Source organism: Streptomyces sp. NPDC051018, assembly GCF_044456085.1.
In the GTDB taxonomy this organism is placed as follows: Bacteria; Actinomycetota; Actinomycetes; order Streptomycetales; family Streptomycetaceae; genus Streptomyces.
This window is the reverse complement of sequence record NZ_JBITFN010000002.1, coordinates 363,637-389,423: the sequence shown is the minus strand read 5'-3', so window position 1 is coordinate 389,423 and position 25,787 is coordinate 363,637. Positions and strand designations below refer to the sequence as shown.

Here is a 25,787-nt window from a genome sequence, read left to right as displayed (position 1 = left end):
GGAGATTGCGGGACAGCCCTTAGACACCGAGGGACTTGGCGATGATCGTCTTCATGACCTCGCTCGACCCGGCCCAGATGCGGGAGACGCGGATGTCGGCGTACAGCCGTGCGATCGGATAGTCCAGCATGTATCCGTAACCTCCGTGCACCTGAAGGCACTTGTCGATGATCCGGCAGGCGGTCTCGGTGCAGAACAGCTTCAGCCGGGCCGCGTCGGCGGAGGTCAGCTCACCCGTGTCGTGCAGTTCGAGGGCGCGGTCGACCATCGTCTGCCCGGCCTCGGCCTCCGCCGCGCACTCGGCCAGGACGAACTTGGTGTTCTGGAACTCGGAGAGGGGCCGCCCGAACACCTGCCGCTCCTTGGCGTAGGCGATGGCGAAGTCGATCGCGGCGACGGCCGCGGCCTGGTTCTGTACGGCGCAGGCGAGACGTTCGTGGACCAGGTTGAGCGTGAGGTAGGAGAACGCCGCGCCCTCCTCGCCGGTCCGGTTCTCCACCGGCACGCGTACATCGGTGAAGGAAAGCTCGGCGGTGTCGGAGGTGCGCATGCCGATCTTCTCCAGCTTGCGGCCGACGGCGTAACCCTCGTTCGTGGTGTCCACGCACAGGATGGACAGGCCCGCGCGGCGGTCCTCCGGGGTGGCGGGTGGGGTACGGCAGACCACGAGCATCAGATCGGCCTGGACCCCGCCGGAGATAAAGGTCTTGGCACCGTTCAGGACATAGTGGGTGCCGTCCTCGGAGAGCACGGCGCCGGCGGTGATTCCGGCGAGGTCGGAGCCGGTGCCCGGTTCCGTCATCGCGATGGCGGTCATGATGTCGCCCGACAGGAATCCGGGCAGCCAGCGGCGCTTCTGCTCATCGGTGCCGAACTTGAGCAGATAGGGCAGCGCCAGACCGGTGTGGGCCCCTGTCGACCCCAGGCTCACTCCGGCGCGGGCGACCTCCTCGGCGATGACCGCCGCATACTTGTAGCCGGTCACCCCGGCGCCGCCGTACTCCTGGGGCACCTCGATGCCGTACACACCGACCTTCCCGAGCTTGCGGTAGAGGTCGCGCGGCACCATCCCGGCCCGTATCCACTCGTCGTGGTGGGGGACGACCTCCTTGGCGATGAACGCGCGAATGGTCTCCCGGAATGCCTCGTGCTCCTGTGTGAACACCGTGCGACGCATGGGCGTAACTCCCCCTCGGACGATGCGGTCATCCGATCGAGTCTTTACAATGAGATAGAAGGTGCACTCAAATTAGCCAGGGAAAGATGCCCTGTCCAGGATTTGAGCACCGCATCCCGGCCGAGGGGGATCAAGAAGAAGGTGAACTAGCCTTTACTTATGGCGTCGGAGCCCTGGCGGCCGAGAAGGAAGCGCAGCATCAGATCGGCGACCCCGTCGGTCGACGCTCTGCCGCCGCGCTGCTTGACCACGGTCGCCTGCACGGCCGTACGCGCGGCGGAGAACAGGACCCTGGCCTCGGCCTCGTCGAGTTCGGGCCGCACCTCCCCGAGCACGGCGACACAGACGAAGTGGACCCCGGCCCGGCGGTGGCGCAGCCGGGTGCGGTCGCCGTCCGGCAGTTCCTCGGTCTCCCGCCCGGCGACGGCGGTCAGATCGGTGTCGTCGAGCGCGACCATGGCGTAGGCGCGGGTGACGAGCCGGAGCGCCTCCTGTGCGGAGTCCGCGGCCTCCAGGGCCTGTTCGACGGCCGCCTCGGTCTTGCCCACCGCGTAGTCGCAGACGTCGACGAGGATCTCGGCCTTGCTGTCGTAGGTGCCGTACACGGTGGGACCGGAGATGCCGACGGCCTTGCCGATCTGGTCCATCCCGACGCCGTGGTAGCCGTAGCGCCGGAACAGCAGGGAGGCGGCGTCCCTGATCTCCTGGCGGCGCGGGCGGGGGGAGCGCCAGGTCCGGGGCTGCGGCTTCGGCCGGGCGGCCGGGATCCGGGCCGCCGGGGCGGTCACCATCGCCAGGATCGCGTCGGTGAACAGCGCCTGGAGCCGCTGGTGGGGCGCGGCGCCGGAGCGCCGCGCCAGCATCATCAATGAGCCGTTGACCGCACGCTGGCGCTGAACGGCCTCCCAGCGGGAGATATCGGGCACAACAGCCCGCATGACCGTCTCCCACTGCCCTGTGAGTTCACGCTCCCCGATACGGATGCGGGCACTGGCCGCGTCCGTCAGCCAGCGCCACTCACGCAGATAGGTGGCGACGCGGTCGGGCCGGGAGAGGGTGAGGCCGACGGCCGAGGCGACGACCTCCTGCATGGCCTCCCGGGGCGAGGACCCGGGGGCGGGCACGGCCTTCGCCCGGAAGTCGTCCAGACAGCTCTGGAGGATGGACTGGAGCAGGTCCTCCTTGCCGGCGAAGTGCCGGTAGATGGCCCCCGAGGTGACACCCACCCGGTCGGCGATGTCGCCCACGCCGGTCGCGGCGTAGCCCCGGTCGGCGAACAGCTCGGCCGCGGCCGTCTCGATGATGACCCGTCTGCCCTTGGGGCGCCGGGCACGGTCCGGCGCGGTTCCGCTGATGGTCACCGGAAGATCACGTCCGCTCCGTCGGGATGGCGGACGCCCTGGCCCGCTGCATGACACCGGGGGCCTTCCATCGGAACCAGTCTCTACTTACCGATCTCCCGCCATACGGAAGCGTCGAGCAGCCCCCACGATTCAAGGACAGCCTCCCACCTCTACCTTCCGTACGACCGTTTACATATTACCAGCAGAAGTCTCCGCTGCACCGCTCAGACCTGGTCTCTTATGGACCTGTCTCCGGGGAGCACGGATCAAGCCATCCCGAGTCAGTGCGTACATCGATCGAGCCACCAGAACACCGGACGAAGCAGGCGGGCGCAGAGGGAGGTGAATCCTCTCGCGATGAGTCGTTCACATACACCCGGCGAGGCCGAGGCCGTACATGGCCGCAGCGGCGATGGGACGGCGGGACGCCATGACCCGCGGGGAGACCGAACCGTACCCGCCGGGGACGCCATGGCGGGCCGCCGGTGCCCGCGGGGACACGAAGGTCACGACCGCTCGCGGCGCAGGGCCGGGCGGGAGTCCGCGACCCCGCACGGGGGCCGGGGCGACTCGGCAGACGCGTCCGGAGGCTCCGGCTCCGGGAGGCTCCGACGGCAGCGGGAGCGCGCCCCGTCCGCCGAGCCGGCCATCAGGACAGCGGCACGGAACCGGAGGGCCTCGGCCACTACCGGTCCACCACCGCGAGAGTCGCCGTCATGGAAGTCGCCGCACCCCAGGCCGTACCGGGGCGGGGCGGCCGGGCCGGGGCCGCACGAGCGGCGGCGGCCGGGGGCGGCGCAACGGGTCGCACCCGGCCGCCCCCGGCACGGCGTTGCCAGGCGTCAGGCGTCAGGCGTCAGGCGTCCATGGACGCCGCGAGGGAGCGGGGGCGCAGATCGGTCCAGTGGGTCTCGACGTACTCCAGGCACGCCTCCCGGGTGTTCTCGGTGAAGGCGATCGCCCAGCCCCCGGGCACCTCCGCGAAGGCCGGCCAGAGCGAGTGCTGGCCCTCGTCGTTCACCAGGACGAGAAAACGGCCTTCGGGGTCGTCGAAGGGGTTGCTGCTCAAATTCGCTGCCTCCTCGGGTACGACGGGCCGGTGGCGGCCGCATGGTGACGGCGGACCGGCCCGTCGTCGTGCATACGGACGACGGGAAGTACCATGGTGAGGTTAGCCTCACCTAACACAGTTGAGCCTAGCGGCTTCCTCGTCCCCCTCACAAGGCGGCGCTCATCAGGGTTGTGACGCCCCGTCACCGATTCCGGCGGGGCCGGCTCCGGGATCCGGTGGGCCGCGTGCACATCAGGGCGTCGGGCCTCACCCGCGCCGCTGAGGCAAAGGATCAAGCTTAGCTCAGGAAAACCTCTGAATCCTATGGAGGTTCCTTCCGCGGTAATGACCGGACGCCGACCGGCGTGGATTCTGACTGCCCATGCATGAATGACATGGCACAGCCAAAAGTGGGAGGGGTTATGGCAAAGAATCCCCAACGGTCGAGGTCGCGCAGATCCACCCGGCAACGCCTGAGACTGATCGCCGGTGCGGTCGCCACCGTACTCGCCGCCGAGATGGCCGTGATCACCGCAAGCACCGGTCAGGTCGTCGCACTCGAATCCCGGCAGCCCGGCGCGCGCACCGCCCCCGCGGCGCCCGCGCCCCTGGGCCCCGCCGAGGCCCAGGACGAGGCGTCCGCCCGGCTCATGGCCCGGCTCCAGAAGCGCAGGATCGAAGTCCTGTCGGCGCGCACCGAGTCCTCCGCCACCTATGTCCTGCCCAACGGGCAGACACAGACCGGCCTCTACGCGGCACCCGTCCGGATCAAGCGCGGCAGCGCCTGGCAGGACATCGACACCACCCTCGCGGACAAGGGCGCGGCCCTGCGACCCCAGACCACGAAGGCGGACATCGCCGTCTCGGACGGTGGTGACACAAAACTCGCCTCCGTCGCCCAGGGCGGACGCAGCTTCGCGATGGGCTGGGAGAAGAACCTGCCGGCGCCGAAACTGAAGGGCGATACCGCCTCGTACGCCGTCGGAGACGGTGAGACGCTCACCGTCACCGCGCTTCCGCAGGGCTTCTCGCAGAACGTCCATCTGGCCAAGGCGCCCGCACAGCCGGTCAGTTACCGTATCCCCGTCGAAGCCAAGGGGCTGAAGCTGTCCCAGGCGCCCAGCGGACGCCTTCTGCTCAAGGACTCCGCGGGCAAGCTGGTCGCCGAGGCGCCAGCGCCCATGATGTGGGACTCCTCCAAACACCCGCGCTCGGGCGAGTCCAGACACCTGGCCAGGGTCCCGGTGAAGATCGAGACGGCGAAGGACGGGAAGCAGACCCTCGTTCTGACACCCGACCCGAAGTACTTCACCAGGGATCTGACCTACCCGGTCACGGTCGACCCCACCTCCACCCTCGCCGCCACCACGGACACCTGGGTGGCCACCAACTACCCCGACTCCCAGGTCTCCTCGGCCGAACTGAAGTCCGGTACCTACGACGGCGGCTCCACCAAGGCCAGGGCGTATGTGAAGTTCGATGTCTCGGCCTTCCGGGGCAAGCGCATCAGCGACACCAACCTGAGCCTCTACTCGTACTACGCGTCGACCTGCCAGACCACGGGCTCGGGCACCCAGGTGCGGCGCGTCACAGGCGCCTGGAACTCCTCGACGGTCACCTGGGGCGCGCAGCCGGCGACCACGGCCACCGGCGCGGTCGTCAACACCGCCGCCAAGGGCTGGAACTCCAGCTGCCCGGCGGGCACCGTCGACTTCGACATCGACGGCATCGTGCAGGCGTGGGCCGACGGCCAGCCCAACCAGGGTCTCCAGATCCGGGGCACCAGCGAGACCGACTCGCTGACCTGGCGGCGCTTCCGCTCGGCGAACCACGCCGCCGGGGACCACGCCCAGGAGCCGCATCTGACGGTCACCTACGACGCGTATCCGGGTACGCCGACCGCGTCCGCGATCTCGCCGTCCGCCGTCAACGCGTACAACGGCGTCCGGTACGTGACCTCGGGGACCCCGACCCTGTCCGCGAAGGTCACGGACCTCGACACCGCCACGGTCAGGGCCCAGTTCGAGATCACACCCGACCCGGCGCACAGCGGCACCGCGTACACCTACACGGGCACCAGTGCCGCCGTGGCCTCCGGGTCGGACGCGAGGCTGACCGTTCCCACGGCGAGCAAGCTGCCGGAGGGGGCACGGCTGCGCTACCGGGTGCGCGGCTACGACGGGGCCGCCTACGGACCGTGGAGCGCCTACCAGACGTTCGCCGTCAACACCGACAGGCCCGCCGCGCCCTCGATCAGCTGCCAGACCTACGACAAGGACACCTGGACCCCCCGCGCCGGCGGCCCGGTGACCTGCACCCTGGACACCACCGCCGCGGACGGCCGGGGCTACCTCTGGGGTCTGGACGACGCCAATCTGCCCCACCGTGTCGACGACACCGCGAACGGCACCGGCGGCGATGCCCTGACCATCACCATCAACCCGGCCGACGGCTGGCACACCCTGCGGGCCAAGAGCGTCGACGCCGCCGGCAACCTCTCCTCCGACAGCACCGCCTACAGCTTCGGGGTCGGCGCCGACGGCGCGGCCGTCGTCTCGCCGTCCGACGGTGACGACACGGCCCGGCGCGTCTCCCTCCAGGCCAGGGGCAGAACCGAGTACACCGGTGTGACGTACGAGTACCGGCGCGGCGAGACCGACTCGTGGAAGACCGTGCCGGCCGCCCAGGTCGCGAACGCCGAGGGCGAGTCGGTGAGCTGGCCCGCCACCGTCACCTCCGGCACCGCCCCACCGCTGGTGTGGGACGCGGCCAGCACGCTGGCCGAGGACGGCGTCCTCGAACTGCGGGCCGTGTTCGGCACCGGAACGACCGCCAAGTACTACTCCCAGGTGGTCGAGTTCACCCTGGACCGGCAGGCGGGCAGCGCGCCGGCCCTGGAGGTGGGCCCGGGCACGGTCAACGCCCAGACCGGCAACTTCACCCACAGCGAGACCGACGCGGAGTTCTTCGGACTCTCGGCCGACCGTTCGCACTCCTCGCGCCAGCCGGTGGCGCAGGATGTCCAGGAGGGACAGGCCGCGATCTTCGGCCCCAACTGGTCCTCCGGCGTCAGCGCCGAGGACGCGGGCACCGACTGGACGGTCCTGCGCAGGACCTCGGCCACCTCGGTCGAGATCCTGGACTCGGCCGGAGTCGCCACCGCCTTCACCGCGACCAGCGGCGGCGGCTGGAAGGCCGAATCGGGCTCCGAGGACCTGACCCTGACAGGCTCACTGAGCGGTACGTTCACGCTCAAGGACACCGGCGGCACCGTGAGCGTCTTCCGCAAGGTCGACGCGGCGGCGGCCTCCTGGACGCTGGCCACCACCGCTCTGTCGGTCGACGACTCCACGGCCACCGTGGTCTCCGAGAAGGTCACCGCGGGCACCACGGTCCGGTTCCGGCCCAAATATCTGATCGGCGCCTCCGCGGCGGTCCCCACGGCCACCTGTCAGGCCACACCGGCCACCAACGGCTGCCGTGTCCTGGAGTACGTGTACGCGAACTCCACCACGGCGACGGCGACCGCCTTCGGCGACTACACCGGACAGGTCGCACAACTCAGGCTGTGGGCCACGTCCCCCGGCGCGAGCGCGGCGACGGCCGAGACCGTCACCCAGTACGCGTACGACACCTCCGGGCGGCTGCGCGAGGTGTGGGACCCGCGGACCAGCCCCGTACTGAAGACCGCGTACGCCTACGACGGCGCGGGCCGGCTCACCACGCTCACCGAGCCGGGCGAACTGCCGTGGACACTGGCCTACGGCAAGGCGGGAACCGCCGTCACCGCGGGCGAGGGCATGCTCCTGTCGGCGTCCCGGCCGACCCTGAAGCAGGGCAGCGCCACCGAGACCGACGGCGGCAGGGCCGTCACCACGGTCGTCTATCAGGTGCCGGTCTCGGGCTCCGCCGCCCCGCACCAGATGAACGCCGCCGCGGTCGCCGTCTGGGGCCAGAGCGACGCCCCGGCCGAGGCCACCGCCGTCTTCCCGCCGGACCAGGTCCCCGCCTCCAACGTCGGCACCGCGCTGGCCGCGGACGCCTATGACCGGGCGACGATCGTGTACGCCGACGCGTCGGGCCGTGAGGTCAACACGGCGCAGCCGGGCGGCCATATCGACTCCGTCGACTACAACCAGTACGGCTCCGAGGAGCGCTCCCTGACCGCGGGCAACCGGGCCCTCGCGCTCGGCGCCACCGACGCGGCCGCGGCGGAACTGACCCGGCTCGGCATCATCGACAAGAGTGTCGCCGAGCGCGCCGAGCAGCTTTCCACCCGCACCGAGTACACCGCGGACGGGCGCCGCGAGACCGAGGAACTGGGCCCGCTGCACCTGGTCACCCTGGAAGGCTCCCTGTCCGGGGGCACCGGAGACGCGACACTGCCGGCGGGCAGCGTGGTCCCGGCCCGCACCCACACCGTCAACACCTACGACGAGGGCCGGCCCGAGAACTCCGCGGTACAGGATCAGGTGACCACCGCGGTCACCGGCGCCGCCGTACAGGGCTACGCCACCGACGCCGACCGCCGGACCACGGCGACCGGCTACGACTGGTCCTCCGGCAAACCGACACGCAGTGTCGTCGATCCGGGCGGCCTGGCGATCACCACCACCACGGCGTACGACGCCGCGGGCCGCAAGACCCGGGAGACCTCGGGCCGCTCCAGCGGCGGCGACGCGCTGACCACCCGGACCGAGTACTGGTCGGCCACCGGGACCGGAGCCTGCGCGGGCAAGCCCGCCTGGGTCGGTCTGGTGTGCCGTACCAGCCCCGCCGGGACGGTCACCGGCGGCGGATCCGAGCCGGCCGAACTGGTCACCAGGACCTACGGCTACGACCGCTGGGGCAATGTCGCCACCACCACCGAGACCGCCAACGGAGCCACCCGCACCACCACCGTCACCACCGACACGGCGGGCCGCCAGACCAGGTCCACGGTCACCGGCGACGCGGGCACCCCGGTGCCGGAGGCCACGACGGTCTACCACCCGCAGAACGGCGAGGTCGCCTCGCAGACCGCCGCCGGCGCCACCGTGGCGTACGGCTACGACGCACTGGGCCGCCGGATCAGCACCACCGACGGTGGCGGCAACACCGTCACCACCGCCTACGACGACCTGGGCCGGCCGGTCCGGGTCTCCGACTCGGCGCCGTCCACCACCACCTACACCTACGACACCGACGCCGAGCCACGGGGCCTTGCCACCAAGGTGACCGACTCCGTCGCCGGGTCCTTCACCGGCACCTACGACGCCGACGGCGAACTCGCCACCGAGACCCTGCCCGGAGGGGTCGGCCTGGCCGTCGAGCGGGACCCGGCCGGCAACACCACGGCCCGAAAGTACACGGCCGCCGACGGCACGGCCGTGCTGGCCGACACCACCGGGTACACCGCCCACGCCCAGCAGGCCGGGCACGACCAGTCCGACGGCACCGCCACCAGCACCGCGTACGGCTATGACGCGGCAGGGCGGCTCGTGACCGCGCAGGACACCGCGGACACCGCGTGCACCACCAGGTCCTACGCGTTCGACGCGAACAGCAACCGCACCGGCCTGACCACCGCCGACTGCTCCGAGGAAGGAACCGCCCCGACCCGCACCTCGCACACCTACGACAGCGCGGACCGCATCGTCGACAGCGGCTACACCTACGACGCCTTCGGCCGCACCACCGCGACACCGGCCGGTGCCGCGCTGACCTACTACGCCAACGACCTCGTCCGCAGCGAGACCGTCGGCGACCTCCGCCAGACCTGGGACCTCGACGCCGCCGGCCGGCTGGCCGCCTGGACCGTGGAGTCCAAGGGCACCGACGGCAGCTGGACGAAGACCGGGTCCAAGACCCATCACTACGGCAGCGGGGACAACCCGACCTGGACCGCCGAGGACGGTCAGGGCACCATCACCCGCTACGTCGGCGGACTCAGCGGCCAGTTGACCGCGACGACGGACAAGACCGGCGGACTCGTCCTCCAGTTGCTCAATCTGCACGGGGACGTCTCCGTACAGCTCCCGGCCGCCAACGGGGCACCCGTCGTGCTGCGCACCGACGAGTACGGCAACCGGACCCCGGGCACCGGTGCCGCGCGCTACGGCTGGGTCGGCGGCCACCAGCGCTCGTCGGAGACACCGAGCGGCTCCACCCTGATGGGCGTCCGCCTCTACTCGCCGCTCACCGGCCGCTTCCTCCAGACCGACCCGGTGCCCGGCGGCTCGCTCAGCCAGTACGCGTACCCGGGGGACCCGGTCAACGCACAGGACCTGGACGGCGAGCGCTGGAAGAAGAAGAAGGTCTGGAACGTCAAGAAGAAGAAGGCCAAGAAGCTCGCCCGCTCCATCAACGCGGGCGCGCGCCTGGTATCGGCCTTCGCCCGGATCGGCCTGACCATGCCTCAGATGTGGGCCAAGATCGCGGGCCTGGCGCTGGAGGGCATCGGCGGCGCGATGCGGTGGTTCGCCGCCGAGATCAGGGTCAAGAACGCGATGCCCAAGAGCAAGGGAGTCACGATCACGGTCGGGATCTGGCAGAAGAGCGGATGGTGGAGGTGGGTGATGTATCCGAAGATCAAGGTCAGCCGCTGGAAGAAGTAGCGGTCTGAGGTGAGGGGAGGAGCCGGCCGGTCTCACCCGGCCCCTCCCCTCACCGCTCCCGTCCCCCTACCATTCCGCACACCCCTCAATTCCTCGTATGTCCCCCGGACCTCCGACGTGAGGACGTCTCAGTGATCGTGTTCCAGGCCGCTTTCCTCCTGCTGCTGGTCCTCCAGGCCGTGCTGGTCGTACGGCGAAGCCGCGGCTGGCTGCTGGAGTCCGCCGTCACCGCAGGATTCGCCCTGGCCTTCCTCCTCGCGCCACCCGACGGCGACTGGCATCTGATGGAGACGGCCGTCAGGGTGTACGTGGCCCTGGGCGTCGCCCCGCTCATGGCGAAGACCCTGCGCAAGGCCGGTACTCCGCGCGAAGAGCTCGACGACATCAGTTCCCCGCGCCTGTGGGCGGGGGCTGCGGCCTGCGCGCTGCTGGCCGCCCTGGTCGCACGCGTACCGTTCTGAGGGCTGCACCGGCCCCTGGCAGCCGGGCCGCCGCGCCTGCACCTCCGGCCGCTCCTGGTCAGCGGCGGCCCGGTCGGGAACACCGGGTCACGCCCCGGCTCACCGGGCCACAGCCAGGCGGTAGTCCTCGTCCGTGGCGAGGAGGTTCTGGTGGGTGTCCTCGGCGGTGATGACCCCGTCGTCCAGGACGAGGACACGGTCGGCGGCGTCCAGAAGGGCCGGGCTGCCGGTGATCACGACGGTGGTGCGGCCCCGGCGCAGTTCCGCGATGTTGCGCGCGATGAGCTGTTCGGTGACGGCGTCGACAGCCGTGGTCGGGTTGTGCAGGACGAGGATGCCGGCGTCGGCGGCGAGGGCGCGGGCCAGGGACAGCCGTTGGCGCTGTCCTCCGGAGAGGTTCGCGCCGCGGTCGCGTACGCCGTGGTCGAGTCCTTCGCGGTGGAGGGCGACGACATCGGTCAGCAGGGACGCCTCGACGGCCTCGGGGATCATCCGGCTGGTGCCCGAGGGGTCGATGTTCGTCCGGAGGGTGCCCGCGAAGATCTCTCCGTCGCCGGGGTTCACCAGCATCCGTTCGCGGACCGCCTCGATGGACAGGTCCGCAATCTCCTGTCCGCCGATCCGCACGACTCCCTCGTACGCGCCGGGCGGGACGTTCACCGCGAGGACCGAGGCGAGGTCGGCCGCGGCGCGCGGCTGGTGGACGGCGATCGCCGTGAACTCCCCTGCGGGTACCCGGAGTTTCAGCGCCCGCAGGGCCCCGTACCGGACGCAGTCGATCTCCAGGTCCCCGCCCGGTCCGGGGCGCCCCTGCCCGGGGGTCGTCACCGGGGACGCAGCCAGGACCAGCGCCATCCGCTCGGCCGACGCCCGCGCGATCATCACGTACTTCGGCATCTCCGAGAACAGCCTGAGCGGTTCCATGATGAACTGCGCCAGTCCCACGGCCATGACGAGTTCCCCGATGGTGATCCGGCCGTCGAACGCCAGCCACCCCGCCGTCAGGGTCACGGCGGCGGCGAGGATCGCGTTGAGGGCCAGCGCGGTGCCCGCGTAGACGCCGTTCACCCCCGCGACGGTGATCGCCTGCCGCTTCGCCTCCGTGCTGACCGTACGATAGGACCGGAACGCCGCGTGGTTGCCGCCGAAGCCGTGCAGCGGGCGCAGGCCGGTGATCAGATCGGCGACCTTCGCGCCCGCCCGGGCGACCCGGGCCTGCTGTTCACGGGTACTGGCGCCGATCCTGCCGGACATCACGCTCAGGACCGACAGGATCGCGATCGTCCCGACGATCACCAGCAGTCCGAGCCGGACGTCGGCCAGGCCGAGGGCGACCGCCGCGATCAGCACCGCGACCAGCGAGCTGATGAGCAGCGGCACGACCTCGACGATGTCGGCGCTCTGGTCGGCGTCCTCGGTGGCGATGGTCAGCACCTCGCCGGACTTGAGGTCGGTGTCCCTGGCCACCGGCTGGAGTCCGCAGGCCGCGACCCGCACCCGCCAGCGGTGCGCCTCGGTCGTGTTGGCCTTCTGGAGGATCCGCATCCCGAACCGCCACGACAGCGACACGGTGGTGATGATCACGGCCAGCGCGGCGATCGACAGGGCGAGCGAGCCGGGGTTCCGGTCGCGCATCGTGTGTTCGACAATCAGACCGAGCGCGATGGGGAAGGCGGTCTCCCCCGCCTGGTACAGGCCCATGAGGAGGGTGCCCCAGGCCATGGCGCCGGCGTTGCGCCGCAGTGCTGTCCGGATGACGTCGGACCCCGTGCGGGGCCGCTGTGTGTCAGGAGTGGTCATCGAGGTGACGGGCAATCCCTTCGGGGGTTCGGAGGTGAACGGTTCACGGGGTCGTGTTCACGGGGACCGTACTCCCGGCGGTGCGGCCCGGTCAGCCGCACCGCCCGCTCGGAGTGCCCTCCGGCCGCCCGGAGAGGCCGTGTCACCCGTGCCGGCGGTCGCCGGAGCGGCCCGGTGGGGTCCCCTCGGACGGAGTCCGGGGAGAACCCGAGCCTCCGTCAGTCCTCGACGCGGGCCCGTCCGAACCGGCTCACGATCTCGGGGTCACGGTGGTCGAGGAACAGGGACGCGCCGGTGTCGAGGGCGGTGAGGGCGGTCATCTCCTCCTCCGTGAGGGCGAAGTCGAAGACGTCGAGGTTCTCCGCCATACGGTCCGGGTGGACGGACTTGGAGATGACGACGACCTCGCGCTGAATGAGCCAGCGCAGGACGATCTGGGCGACGGACTTGTCGTGGGCCTCGGCGAGGGGGATGAGGTCCGGGTGGTTGAAGAGGTCCTTCCGGCCGGCGGCGAGGGGGGCCCAGGACTCGATCTGGACGCCGTGCTCGCGCATGAACGCCTGGTCGGCGGCGCGTTGGTAGAAGGGGTGGGTCTCGATCTGGTTGACGGCGGGGGCGATGTCGTGGTTGTCGATCAGGTCGATGAGCCGGTCGGGGAAGAAGTTGGAGACCCCGATGGCGCGGATGCGGCCGTCGCGGTGGAGATCCTGCATGGCACGCCATTCGCTGTAGACGTCGCCGTAGGGCTCGTGGATGAGATAGAGGTCCAGATGGTCCAGCCCGAGCCTGCGCAGTGAGGCGTCGAACGCGCGCTTGGTGTTGTCCTCGCCCGGGTCCTGGACCCACAGCTTGGTGGTGATGAACAGTTCCTCGCGGGGAATGCCGCTGGCCTTGACGGCACGGCCGACGGCCTCCTCGTTCTCGTAGACGGCCGCGGTGTCGAGCAGCCGGTAGCCGGCGGCCAGGGCGTCGGCGACGGCTTGTTCGGTCTGCTCGGGCGGGATCTGGTAGACGCCGAAACCGAGGATCGGCATGTCGACGCCGTTGTTGAGGGTGATGTACCGCATGGGGGCTCCCTGAGAATGGTTGGGGTCCGGGAGGACCGGGTGTGGCTGATGGGTGCGGTCCGGGACGTGTACGGCCGCCCGCGGCACGGCGCCGGCGCGCTCGTCAGCGGTTGTCGCGTTCGGTGGCCAAATCCGGCAGCGCGCGCCAGAACGCCGTGATCATCCCGGTGTCGATGTCCGGGACGGTCACGCCGAGCCGCTCCAGACTGCGCAGGGTCCGCGGGTTGCGGTAGGTGTCGCCCGCTCGGCCTGCTCCGGCGTCGGTGGAGCGCGCGTGCTCCTCGAAGGTGTCCAGGTAGGGCAGGAACGCCAGGTCCCGGCCCGCTTCGCTCGCGCGCCTGAGCCGGCGCAGCCATTCGCCGAGCGGCACGGGCACCGTACGCGTTCCGTGCATCGCGTCGAAGACCGCGAGGAACTCCTCCGCGCTCGTGTGCCGGACATGATGGAGATGGCACACGGCGGCGGAGTCGGGATGGTGATCGAGTGCGAGGGCGACCAGGGCGCGGGCCGCGATGTCCGCGGGGACGAGGTCGGCGTGTGCCACCGGGTGCCGCGGATAGCAGCCCAGCGCGGCGGATGTGGTCAGCAGCCGGCAGTAGAAGTCGTCCTGGCTGACGGCTCCGTGCCGCGAGTCCGCCCACACCCGGCCGAGCCGGTACACCCGTGCGTCGGCGCCCCGGGCGACGGCGTGCTGGACCATTCGGTCGGCCACCCATTTCCCGGCCACATAACCGTCCGCCAGGGGATGCCGTTCGCCCGAGGTGTCGGAGTCCTCGGTGATCAGCCGGGGGTCCGGGCCGCCGCGGAAGAGCCCCAGGGTGGAGATGTGGTGGAAGCGCTTGGGGCGGCCCTCGGCCGCGAGCCGCAGCAGTTCCCGTGTCCCGTCGACGTTCGCCGGCTTCAGATGCTCGTACGACGACAGGTGGTGCACGTACGCACCCGCGTGCACGACGGTGTCCACCTCGTCCGCCAACTGCCGCCACCGGGCGGGCGAGACGCCGAGGCCCGGCCGGGCCAGGTCACCGCGGACGACGTGGACACGTGGGTCGTCCGCCGCCGCGCCCAGGCCGTAGGAGCCCGTCACCTCGTTGAGGCGCGCGCGCACGGCCTCGGCCGACTCCCCGCGTATCAGGCAGATCACCTGAGTACCGGACGGCTCGGTCCGTGTCAGCAGCTCCCGCAGCAGAAAGGCGCCGACGAACCCGGTGGCTCCCGTGAGCAGGATCCGGCGCGGATCCTCGCCCGCCCGCGCCCGGCCGGGTGCCGGGAAGCGCGTTCCGGTGTCGAGCCGTGCCTCGGCGTCGGTCACCACGGGCACGTCACTCGCCGTACGCCCGGCCTGTTTGCCCTCGATGAGTACGGCGAGCCTGCCGGCCGTGGGGGCCGCGAGGAACTCCCGCACCCACAGACGCACCCCGAGTTCGGCCCGCACCCTCGCCAACAGCCGGACCACCAGGAGCGAATGCCCGCCCAGGGCGAGGAAGTCGTCGTCGGTTCCCACCCGCTCGACCCCGAGGACCTCGGCGAACAGAGCGCACAGCACCTTCTCGTGCCTGGTGCGGGGCTCACGGCCGGCGACCTGTGCGGTGAGGTCCGGTGCGGGCAGAGCCCGCGGGTCCAGCTTCCCGTTCGCCGTCAGCGGCAGGGCGTCCAGGACCACGAACGCGGAGGGGACCATGTATTCCGGCAGGCGCCCGCGCAGATGGTCCCGGAGCCGTCCTGTCAGCTCCCGCGTGGTCTCCGGTGTGGTGGCGGCTGTCGCCGGGACGACATAGGCGGTCAGGCGCCTGTCGCCGGCGCGGTCCTCGCGGGCGATGACCACCGCCTGGGCCACCTGCGCATGGGCGGCCAGCGGTGCCTCGATCTCACCGAGCTCGACCCGGTGCCCCCGGATCTTGACCTGCTGGTCGGTACGTCCCAGATACATCAGGTTTCCGTCGGGCCGCCGGACCACCAGGTCCCCGGTGCGGTACATACGCCCGCCGGCCGCGCCGAACGGGCAGGCGACGAACCGGTGCGCGGTCTGGGCGGGCTGCCCGAGATAGCCGCGCGCGATCCCGATGCCCGACACATACAGCTCACCGGGGACCCCGTCCGGCAGCGGCCGCAGCCAGGGGTCCAGCACATACACGTCGGTGTTGTCGATCGCCACGCCCACGACCGGGTCCTGGCATTCGTAGGTCCCGACGCCGAGGGTGTTGATGGTGTACTCGGTGGGACCGTAGAGGTTGTAGCCCACGGTCCCCTCGGTTTCGGCGAGCCGCTGCCACAGTGCCGGGGTGACGGCCTCGCCGCCCAGCAGCACCAGCGCGGGCCGCCGTGCGGGGTCGTCGAGCAGGCCCTCGGCCACCAGCTGCTGCGCATAGGTCGGGGTCACATTGATGACGTCGATCCCGTGCTCACGGCAGTACTCGACCAGCCGGAGCGCGTCGCGGCGCAGTTCCTCGTCGCAGATGTGCACCTCGTGGCCGTCGGCGAGCCACAGCAGTTCCTCCCACGACATGTCGAAGGCGAAGGACACGGTGTGCGCGATCCGGAAGACCCGGTGGCCGTGTTCCTCCAGCACGGGCTCGAAGATCCTGCGCTGATGGTTGATCAGCATATTGGTGAGCCCGGCGTACTCGGTCACCACGCCCTTGGGCTGCCCGGTCGATCCGGAGGTGTAGATCGTGTACGCGGGGTGCCGCAGCCGGTCCGGGTCGTCCGGTGCGAACGCCGGATACGGCTCGGCCTCGGGCAGGGGGCGGTCCAGCTCGATCAGATCGCCGGTGAGCCCGGTCAGCCGGGGGGCCACGGTGCTCACGGTGAGGATCACGTCCGGGCGGGCGTCCCCGACGATCGAGGCGATCCGCTCGTCCGGGTGGTCCAGCTCCAGCGGCACATAGGCGGCACCGGTGCGCAGCACGGCGAACAGCGCAACGATCGAGTCGAGGGAGCGCGGGATCGCGAGACCCACGGCCGCCCCGGGGCCGATGCCGCGCCGGGCGAGCACTCCCGCCACCGCGCGGCTGCGGTCCCGGAGTCCGGCGAAGGTCATGGTCCGGCCGTGGGCGACGAGCGCGACCCGGTCGGGGTCGCCGTCCGCCGCCCGGTCGAAGCGGTCGACCACGGTGTCGGTGCCGATGTCCGTGCGCCCGGCGGGCTCCGGCTCCGGCCCCACGCCCCGCAGCGCGCCCACCGGTCCGGTCGACCGGGCCAGGTCGTCGAGGACACGTACGTAGTCGCCGAGCAGACGCCGGGCGGTCCCGGGGTCGTCGCGGTACTCCAGCGTGACCGTGAGCCGGTCGCCGGGAGTGACGATCCAGGTGAAGGGGTAGTGCGTGGAGTCCTCGGACCGTACGGAGGTGATGCCGTGCCGGGCGTTCATCTCGGCGAACGCGTCCATGTCCAGGAAGTTCTGGAGCACGAAGAGATTGTCGAACAGGGTGTCGTGCCCGCCGGCCCGCTGGATCTCGCCGAGCCCCAGGTGCTCGTGCTCCATCGCCTCGACCCGGGCCGTCTGCACGGCCGACAGATACTCCCCGACCGTGTCGTCCGGCCGTGCCCGGGTCCACTGGGGCACGGTGTTGAGCAGTACGCCGACGATGCCGGACAGGCCCTCGCCCTCACGGCCGGAGACGGTCACGCCGAACACGGCGTCGCCTCGGCCCGTGTGGGCGCCCAGCAGCAGGCCGAACGCGCCGGTGAGCACCGAGTTCAGGGTGACGCCGTGCCCTCTCGCCGCGTCCCGCAGCAGGTCCGACTGCTCGGCGGACAGGGTGTGCGCGAGTGTGCGCGGCGGTTCGTCGGACAGGGCGGGCGCCGGTCCGGCGAGCAGCGTCGGGCCGGGGAGGTCCGCCAGGTGCTCCGCCCAGAAGCGTTCCGACACGGCGGGGTCCCTGGCGTCGAGCGCGCGGGCGTGGTCCTCGAAGCTCGGCGTGGCCGGAGCGGGGGCGGGCGGCTCGCCCGCCACGACGGCCTCATAGGCGTCGAACAGGTCCCGGAGCACGATCTCCCGGGACCAGCCGTCCCACAGCAGCAGGTGGTAGCTGAGCAGCAGTCCGTCGCGCCCCTCGGGCAGGCGTGCCACGGTCAGCCGGATCAGGGGGGCCTCGCCCGGGTCGAAGCCCCGCTCGCGGTCCCGGGCGCACAGGGCCTCGGCGTCCGCGTCCGAGGCCAGTTCGACCGTACGGACGCCGACCCTCCGGCCCGCCCTGAGGACCTGGACCGGGGTACCGTCGTCGTCGGTGGTGAAGCCCGCGCCCACGGACGGGTGCCGGGCGATCACCCGGGCCATCGCCTCGGCCAGCGCTTCGGGGTCCAGGCGCCGGTCGAAGGTGAAGTAGCTCTGGGCGACATACTGCCCGGCCGGTCCCGCCAGCTGGGCCTGGAAGAACAGGCCCCGCTGGAGCGGGGTGAGCGGTGCGGTGCGCTCGGCCGTCACGGAGGCGTCCGCGATGGCCTCCAGCGCCCTGAGCCAGTGCCCGGTGATCTCGTCGGGGATGCCCTCGGCGAGGGTGAAGGCCGCGTGCAGGCTTCCGGTGGCCGCGTCGGTCCAGGCGTTGACCTCGACGGCGTAGGGGCTGCCCTCGTCGACGCCGGTGATGGGGAGCGCCTGGGACTCGCCGCCCCGGCCGAGGTAGTTGAACAGCACCTGCGGGCGGGCCCCGAGCAGCGGGGCCGTCTGCGGATTGAGGTATCGGAGCAGCCCGTAGGCGAGGTGCCCCCACTCGTCCGGCCGGCGTTCGGCGACCTCGCGCGCCGCAGCGACGGGGTCGGTGTGGGCCGTGAGCCGTACGGGCGCGATGGAGGTGAACCAGCCGACCGTACGGGTGTAGTCGTGGTGTTCCAGCGCCGGGACCCGGCCGTGCCGCTCCACCTCGACGGCGAGATCGGCGGGCGATGCCTGGACATGGGTCAGCGCGGTCCGCAGCGCGCCGCACAGCAGCTCGGTGAGGCCGACGCCGAGTGCGGCGGGCGCGGTCCGTGTCAGCCGGTCGCCGGCCTCGGGAGGGAGTACGACCGTGATCTCGCGCGTGTTCCCGGCCACGGGCAGCAGCGGGGGCGCCTGGAGGGTGGTGACCCAGTGCCCGAGGTCGTCGGTCACCTGGGCGGAGCGTACCGCCAGGGCTTCCGCGTACTCGGCGTAGGACGTCGTCGTCGGCGCCGGGGGCGCTCCGCGCAGGGCGGCGGCCAGATCGTCCAGCAGGATCAGCCAGGACACCGCGTCCACGGCGAGATGGTGCACGGCGACCACCAGCGTCCGGCGGGCCGCCAGCCAGGAGAACGCGATGAGGTCCCCGGACCCGGGATCGAGGCGCCCGGCGGCCTCGTCGGCCGCGGCGGCCGGGTCGGTCGCGTCCGTGCGGACGACGGCGACCTCACGGGCGGGTTCGGTGCGCAGTGACCACACCCCGTGCCCGGTGCTCAGCCGCATCCGCAGGGCCGGGTGCGCGGCCACGACGGCGTTCGCGGCGCGCTCGGCGTCGGCGAGACCGGTGCCTTCGGGTGCCACCACCGCCCTGGCCTGCGCGAACCGGGCGAGCGATCCGCCCAGTTCCCGCCGGCGCAGGATGATCGGGGTCGGGGTCAGGGGGCCGTCAGCACGGCGGGGTGGTGACGGGTTCGCCGTGGGCCCGGGTGTGCGCGCCTCCAGCCGACCGGCGAGCGCCCGCGGTGTCCGGAACAGGAACACGTCCCGCGGGGCGATCGGCAGTCCGAGCGCCCTGGCCCGGTTGATCACGGTGATGGCGGTGATGCTGTCGCCCCCGGCCCGGAAGAAGTCGGTGTCACCGTCCACGTCGGAGCCGGGCAGCGCTTCGGCGAAGACGCCGGTCAGCGCGGCGAGTACGGAATCGTCCAGGGTCTCAGGGACGTCGTCCCGCGCGGCCCGCTCGGCCAGGGCCCTGCGGTCCAGCTTGCCGTTGACCGTCAGCGGCAGGGCGTCGGCTGTCAGCACCCGGCCCGGCACCATGTGCTTGGGCAGCTTCCCGGACAGCAGGCCGGTGAAGCCGCCGGGCACTCGACCCACGACGTGGGCGACCAGGTGGTCGCCGCTGTCGGCCACGGTGACGGCCGCATCGGCCACACCGTCGAGTTCCCTGATCGCGGACTCCACCTCGGCGAGTTCGATACGGAAGCCCTTGAGCTGCACCTGGTCGTCGGCCCGGCCGATGAACTCCAGCCCTCCGTCGAGCGTTCGGCGGGCGAGATCGCCCGAGTGGTACATACGGGAGCCGTCACCCGCGAACGGATCGGCGACGAACCGGCCCGCGGTGAGCCCCGGCCTGCCCAGGTAGCCGAGCGACACCTGGTCGCCCGCGACGTAGATGGCGCCCTCCCGGCCCGGGGGTACGGGCCTGAGCCGGTCGTCGAGCAGATAGGTGACCAGGCCGGGTATCGGGCCGCCGATCGGGCTGACGCCGCGGAAGCCGAAGTCCTCGTCGGTCAGCACCCGGTGGGTGACATGGACGGTGGTCTCGGTGATGCCGTACATATTGACCAGTTCGGGGGAGCCGGTGCCGTACCGCTCGACCCAGCCGCGCAGCCGCCCGAGGTCCAGCGCCTCGCCCGCGAAGATGATCCGGCGCAGTGTGGTGACCGGCTCGGCGGAGTGCCGGTCGGCCTCGATGAACTGGTAGAAGGCCGACGGAGTCTGGTTGAGCACGGTCACCCCGCGCTCGCGGACGAGCCGGTGGAAGTCGACCGGGGAGCGGGTCAGCCCGTACTCCGGCACCAGCAGCTCACCGCCGTGCGCCAGCGCGCCCCACAGCTCCCAGACCGCGACGTCGAAGGAGTAGGAGTGGAACTGGACCCACACATCGCGCGGACCGAAGTCCATGGCGGGCCGTGTGTTCGTGAGCAGTGCCACCACACTGGAGTGCGCGACGGCGACACCCTTGGGCCTTCCGGTCGAGCCGGATGTGTAGATCACATACGCGGGGTGATGGCCCCCGGCCCCGGACCCGTCGTCCCGGGGGCGGGCGGTCTCCGGCGGCGGTTCGTCTCCCGGTACGAGCACCCGGGCCCGCACACCCGCCCGGGCCAGCAGCTCCGTGAAGCGCTCCCGCTGGTCCCGGTCCACCACCACGACCTGGGGAGCGGCGTCGGCGAGGATGTACTCCAGCCGTTCGTCCGGATAGGCGAGGTCCAGCGGTACGTAGGCGCCGCCCGCGGTGACGGTCGCGACCAGGGCGACGACCTGCTCGACGGAGCGCGGGACGGCGACGGCGACCCGTGTGCCCGGTCCGGCCCCGGCCGCGCGCAGGGCGGTGGCCAGTTCGTCCTTCGCCGCGGCGAGTTCGCCGTAGGTCATCGACCGGGTGGCGCCGTCGAGGCCGCACTGGGTGACGGCGGTGGCGGCCGGGTCTCGGCTCGCCGCCGCGTCGAAGAGTCCGTCCAGGGTCGTCGGGGTGCCGGCCGCTGCCGGGGAGGGGCCGCCCTCGCCCCCGCGGAGCGCGGGGGGCCGGGCGCCCGTGGACACCAGGTCGGCGACCGGGGTGTCCGGACGGGTGAGCAGGGCGGTGAGAGCAGAGGTGAAGGTGCGCAGGATCGCCCTGGCGCCCGCCTCCCGCAGCAGCTCGCCGTCGTAGATCAGATTGAAGCGGGGACGGCCGTCGGGCGCGCGCTCCACCACCAGGCTCAACGGGTAGTGCGGGGCGCCCTCGTTCACGATCCCGGTGATGACCAGCGAGTCGCCGGGGCGCCGCAGGCCGTCCGTGTCGGTCGGGACGTCGAAGACCACCAGGGTGTCGAACAGGGCCCCGGCGCCGGCGCGGCGGCCGATCCTGGTCAGTGAGACATGCTGGTGCGCCAGCACCGCGCTCTGGTGTTCCCGCACCGAGTCGAGGAGCTCGCGCGCCGTGGTGCCAGGGTTCCACCGGGCCCGTACGGGGACGGTGTTGATGAACAGGCCCACCATGTCCTCGATGCCGGGTACGTCCGCGTCGCGCCCGGACACCGTGGAGCCGAACACCACATCGGAGCCGTGCAGGATGCCGCCCAGCGTCACCGCCCAGGCGCTGTGCACGGCCACGCTCAGGGGCACACCGGCCGACCGGACGGCCGCGTCGATGTCCACCTCGGTCCGGGCGGCGGTGTCGGCGAAGCGGTCGGACGGGGTGTGTCCCCCGGCGACCAGGGAGGGTCCGGGCAGGCCGGCGAGCTGTTCGTCCCAGACCCGGTCGCTCTCCTCGCCGTCGCGTCCGGCGAGCCGGCGTACGTATTCGGGGAAGCCGCCGCGCGGGTACAGCGCCCCCGGCGTGTGGTACTCGGCCAGCAGCGCGCGGAGCATCGGCGGCACCGACCAGCCGTCGGCGATGATGTGGTGCACGGTCTGCACCAGGACGGTCCGGCCGGATCCCGCGCGGATGAGCGTGTACCGCATCTGCGGGCCGGTGGCCAGGTCGAACCCGGCGCGCCGGTCCCGCTCGGCGTAGTCGCGGATCTCCGCGTCGGTGATCCCGGGGCGGTCCAGCGTGGTGAAGGGCGCCTCGACGCCGCTCTCCAGCACGGAGACCACACGGCCGTCGGCGAGGGCCGTGAACCGCGCGGCCAGATTCGGGTACAGCGTGAGCAGCCGGGTGGCCGCCGCCGCGAGCCGGCCGGCGTCCACCTCGCCCTCCAGCGTCAGCAGTTGCTGCTCGACATAACTGCCCGCCGCCTCGTCGTCGAAGACGGAGTGGAAGTACAGGCCCTCCTGCAACGGGGTGAGCGGCAGGATGTCCCGCAGCGCCGGGCCGTCCAGGTCGTCGACGTCGGCCTGGGTGAGCGGCAGCGGGGCGAAGTCGCTGGGAGAGTGGCCGCCCCCGTCGAGGGCGGCCAGCCCGGCGAGGGCCGCCCGGAAGTACGCGCCGACCGTCGAGATGTCCTCGTCGGTGAACATCCCGTCGGGCCAGGAGATGGTGGTGACCAGCTCGTACCCGCCGGCGGGGGCGGGCTCGGCGATCGCGTTGAACTCCAGGGCGCGCGGCAGGCGCATCCTCGGGTCACGCTTCTCGCCCAGCTGTCCCGTGGTACCCGCGAGCTGCCAGTCGCCGGGCGCGCCCGCGTCGAAGCGGCCGAGGTAGTTGAACAGCACCTGCGGCGCGGGGGCGTCGAACGCGGTGCCGGACAGATACCGCAGGGCCCCGTAGGAGATGCCGTTACCCGGCACCCGGGCGAGGTCCTCCTTGACCGCCTTCAGCGCGGCGGCCAGATACGCGGGCGCCGTCAGGTCGGCCGCGGTGCCGGGGTCCACAGTCACGGGAAACAGGGTGGTGAACCAGCCCACGGTCCGTGACAGCTCCGGCTCGAAGCCGGCGGTGCCCGCCACGAACCGCCCTTCGCGGCCGTGGCCTTCGAGTTCGATGTGCGCGAACGTCTGCTCCTGCCCGAGATCGCGGCGCCACCGGGCGAGGGCGACCGCGAGCGCGGTCAGCAGTACGTCGTTGACTCCCGCGTGGAACCTCGCGGGAATCTCCCCCAGCAGCGCTGCCGTGACCTCGGGCCCGGCCGTGACGGTCCGTACCCGCTCCCCCGCGACGGTGTCGGTCTTCGACAGCGGGCGCCTGCCCAGCGGTCCGTCCGGGCCCGGCAGGGGACGCCGGAAGCAGGTGGGGTCGGCGCCGGAGGCGGCGCGCTCCAGCAACTGGGTCCAGCGCCGGAACGACGTGCCCACGGGGGGCGGTTCGACGGGCGCGCCCGAGGTGAACTGCCGCCAGGCGGTGGCGAGGTCGTCCATCAGGATCCGCCAGGAGACCCCGTCGACCACCACATGGTGGACGACCACGACCAGTTGCCGTACCTCACGGCGCCAGACGGCACGCAGCATCACACCGTCCGCCGGGTCCAGTCCGCCGGTGGCGAGCGCGACGCACTCGTCGAGCGGCCGGTCGCTCTCCTGCCACCCGCGGGCCGTCCGCGCCGCCTCCGGGATGTCGAAGCTCCAGCGTTCACCGCGCACCAGCCTGGCGCGCAGCATGTCATGGCGCCCGACGACGGCGGTGAGGATCGTGTCGAGGGCATCGGGCGTCAGGTCACCGGGGGTGTTCAGCACCACCGACTGGACGAAGCCGTCGATCGCGTCCGTGGTCTCGCCGAGCCACCGCACGATGGGCGATCCGGCCACGGACCCGGTCGCCACATCGTCGTGGTCGACGGTGGAGACGTCCTCACGGCTCGCCACGGCCGCCAGCTCCCCCACGACGCTGTGGGTGAAGATCTGCCGTGCCGTGACATGGAGACCCGCGTCCCGCAGCGCGCTCAGCAGCGAGATCGCCAGAATGCTGTCCCCGCCGAGCTGGAAGAAGTCCTGGTCGACACCGACCTCGTCGAGTCGCAGCACCGCCGCGACGGCCGCGCACACCGCGCGCTCCCTGTCGTCGGCGGGCCGGACGAGTGAGCCCGTCCCGATCACGGGCTCGGGCAGCGCGCGCCGGTCGACCTTGCCGTTCGCGGTGAGCGGGAAGTCCTCCATCACGACGATATGGGCGGGCACCATGTACTCCACCATGTGCCCGGCGGCCCACGCCCTGACCTCGTCCGCCCGCAGGTCCTCGCTCCCGGCGCCCGGGATCACATATCCCACCAGATAGGTGCCGCCGGCCGTGTTCCGCCTCGCGACGACGCAGGTGTGCCGTACCCCGGGGTGCTCCGCGAGAGAGGCCTCGACATCCTCGATCTCCAGGCGCATACCGCGGATCTTGATCTGGTTGTCGGCCCGGCCGAGGAAGTCCAGCGACCCGTCCGGGGCGTACCGGGCGAGGTCACCGGTCCGGTACAGCCGGGACCCGTCCCCGGCGAAGGGGTTCGCCACGAACCGGGACGCCGTCAGTCCGGGGGCGCCCGCGTAACCGCGGCCCAGGAGGAACCCGCCGACGTACAGTTCACCCCCGACCCCCACCGGGACCGGGCGCAGTTCGTCGTCGAGCACGTACAACTGGGTGTTGGGGTTGGCCTTGCCGATGGATGTCGACAGGCGTTCCGCCGCGCCCCGGTAGACGACGTGCGAGACGCCGATCGTCGTCTCGGCCGGTCCGTAGCCGTGGTAGAGGGGGATGGCGAGCCGGGCGCGGAACCGCTCGTACAGCTCCGGGGTCAGCACCTCGCCGCCGCACCACACATGCCGCAGGCTGTCCAGCCGCCCGGAGTCGCCCGCGATCTCCAGCAGGACGTCCAGCATGGACGACACCAGATAGGTGAAGGTGACACGCTGCTCGGCGATCACGCTCAGCAGATGGTGCGGGTCGCGCTCGCCGCCGGGCCGCAGGACCACCAGCCTGCCACCGCGCACCAGCGGGAGGAAGATCTCGTTGATGGAGATGTCGAAGGACAGCGGCGCCTTGAACAGCGAGGCGTCGTCGTGGCCGAAGCCCAGGATCTCCTCGGCCTGCCACACAAGGCGCTCGCTGATCGCCTCGTGGCGGATCATCGCGCCCTTGGGCCGCCCGGTGGAACCGGAGGTGAAGATCACATAGGCGAGGGCGCCCCCGGGGACGGTGACCCCGGTCCCGCCGGAGGGGCAGGAGCCGAACCGCCAGTCGCCGAGGTCGACGGCCACCGCGTCCGGCTCCCCCGGGGCGTGCTCGCCCGAGTCGTTGAGCTGCGCCACGATCCGGGCGTCGTCGATGACGACCGCCCGGCGCGCGGCGGGCCACCGGGGATCGAGCGGTACGAAGGCGCACCCCGCCTGGAGCACACCGAGCAGCCCGATCACCATCTCGGCCGAGCGGCCGAGGGAGATACCGACGACCTGTTCGGGGGTGAGTCCGCGGGCGATCAGATGGTGGGCCAGCTGGCTGGACAGCTCGGCCGTCTCACGGTACGTCAGCGAGCGGTGCCCGTCGACGACGGCGACGGCGTCCGGCCTGGTGCGCGCCTGCTCGCGGAACAGCTCCACCAGGCTCGGGCGGACCCGGTCGGCCCCGGTGTCGTTCCACCGGGTCAGCTCCTCGGTCCGCTCGGCCGCGCCGGACGGGCCGATGGTGCCGATGGGCCGGTCGGGGAAGTCCGCCAGATCGTCCAGCGCTAGCTGTGCGTCGGCCGGCGCGACGCCGTCCGGGAGGGCGATGCTGCGGCCGTCCGCGCCGACCTCCCAGCCGGCGGGCCCGTCCCCGCCGTTGTCGACCCACCCGAGGACATCGGCGAACAGGGTGCCGGGGGTGAGGTCGATGCCGTCGGGACCGCGGCCCGTCGCCCAGTACGACAGTCCGATGGCGCATGCCGCGGCGATCGTCCTGTCGGAGTGGTCGCCGGTGCGCCGCCGTACCCCGGCCAGGCGCTCGGGAGAGAGCAGTACGAGACGATCGCTCGGTTCCGTCATCAAAAGACTCAG

The 25,787-nt window shown here is 71.8% G+C and carries 8 protein-coding genes; 2 read left to right on the top strand and 6 right to left on the bottom strand.

The window, feature by feature from the left end; translation table 11 throughout:
• Positions 1–19: 19 nt before the first annotated feature.
• From ACIBCM_RS05405 to ACIBCM_RS05395, 3 genes are all read right to left on the bottom strand, one after another.
• Positions 20–1,177: an acyl-CoA dehydrogenase family protein gene (locus ACIBCM_RS05405; RefSeq protein ID WP_399240449.1), complete on the bottom strand. Its 1,158-nt coding sequence runs from the start codon at positions 1,175–1,177 to the stop codon at positions 20–22.
• Between the two features lie 146 nt (positions 1,178–1,323).
• A complete protein-coding gene (locus tag ACIBCM_RS05400; RefSeq protein WP_399240447.1) occupies positions 1,324–2,538 on the bottom strand; it encodes a TetR family transcriptional regulator in 1,215 nt (404 codons plus the stop codon).
• 838 nt (positions 2,539–3,376) lie between these two features.
• Positions 3,377–3,589, bottom strand: a complete 213-nt coding sequence (locus ACIBCM_RS05395; protein ID WP_399240445.1) for an MbtH family protein — start codon at positions 3,587–3,589, stop codon at positions 3,377–3,379.
• A gap of 404 nt (positions 3,590–3,993) precedes the next feature.
• On the opposite strand from ACIBCM_RS05395, the gene ACIBCM_RS05390 reads away from it, so the two are divergent.
• Both ACIBCM_RS05390 and ACIBCM_RS05385 read left to right on the top strand, forming a co-directional pair.
• Positions 3,994–10,167: a DNRLRE domain-containing protein gene (locus ACIBCM_RS05390; protein ID WP_399240443.1), complete on the top strand. Its 6,174-nt coding sequence runs from the start codon at positions 3,994–3,996 to the stop codon at positions 10,165–10,167.
• Between the two features lie 131 nt (positions 10,168–10,298).
• Positions 10,299–10,628, top strand: a complete 330-nt coding sequence (locus ACIBCM_RS05385; RefSeq protein WP_399240441.1) for a hypothetical protein — start codon at positions 10,299–10,301, stop codon at positions 10,626–10,628.
• Between the two features lie 99 nt (positions 10,629–10,727).
• On the opposite strand, the gene ACIBCM_RS05380 is transcribed toward ACIBCM_RS05385, so the two are convergent.
• From ACIBCM_RS05380 to ACIBCM_RS05370, 3 genes are all read right to left on the bottom strand, one after another.
• Positions 10,728–12,428, bottom strand: coding sequence for an ABC transporter ATP-binding protein (locus tag ACIBCM_RS05380; RefSeq protein ID WP_399240439.1), 1,701 nt, complete (start codon positions 12,426–12,428; stop codon positions 10,728–10,730).
• A gap of 218 nt (positions 12,429–12,646) precedes the next feature.
• Positions 12,647–13,495 carry an aldo/keto reductase gene (locus ACIBCM_RS05375; protein ID WP_399240436.1) on the bottom strand — a complete coding sequence of 283 codons (849 nt, stop codon included), beginning with the start codon at positions 13,493–13,495 and terminating at the stop codon, positions 12,647–12,649.
• Between the two features lie 103 nt (positions 13,496–13,598).
• Positions 13,599–25,775: an amino acid adenylation domain-containing protein gene (locus ACIBCM_RS05370; protein WP_399240434.1), complete on the bottom strand. Its 12,177-nt coding sequence runs from the start codon at positions 25,773–25,775 to the stop codon at positions 13,599–13,601.
• Positions 25,776–25,787 lie beyond the last annotated feature (12 nt).

What these genes read in the sequence shown, in the direction of transcription:
- ACIBCM_RS05390 (WP_399240443.1), top strand. Translation starts at nt 3,994, where the DNA reads ATGGCAAAGAATCCCCAACGGTCGAGGTCGCGCAGATCCACCCGGCAA.
- ACIBCM_RS05370 (WP_399240434.1), bottom strand. Translation starts at nt 25,775, where the DNA reads ATGACGGAACCGAGCGATCGTCTCGTACTGCTCTCTCCCGAGCGCCTG.
- ACIBCM_RS05380 (WP_399240439.1), bottom strand. Translation starts at nt 12,428, where the DNA reads ATGACCACTCCTGACACACAGCGGCCCCGCACGGGGTCCGACGTCATC.
- ACIBCM_RS05375 (WP_399240436.1), bottom strand. Translation starts at nt 13,495, where the DNA reads ATGCGGTACATCACCCTCAACAACGGCGTCGACATGCCGATCCTCGGT.
- ACIBCM_RS05405 (WP_399240449.1), bottom strand. Translation starts at nt 1,177, where the DNA reads ATGCGTCGCACGGTGTTCACACAGGAGCACGAGGCATTCCGGGAGACC.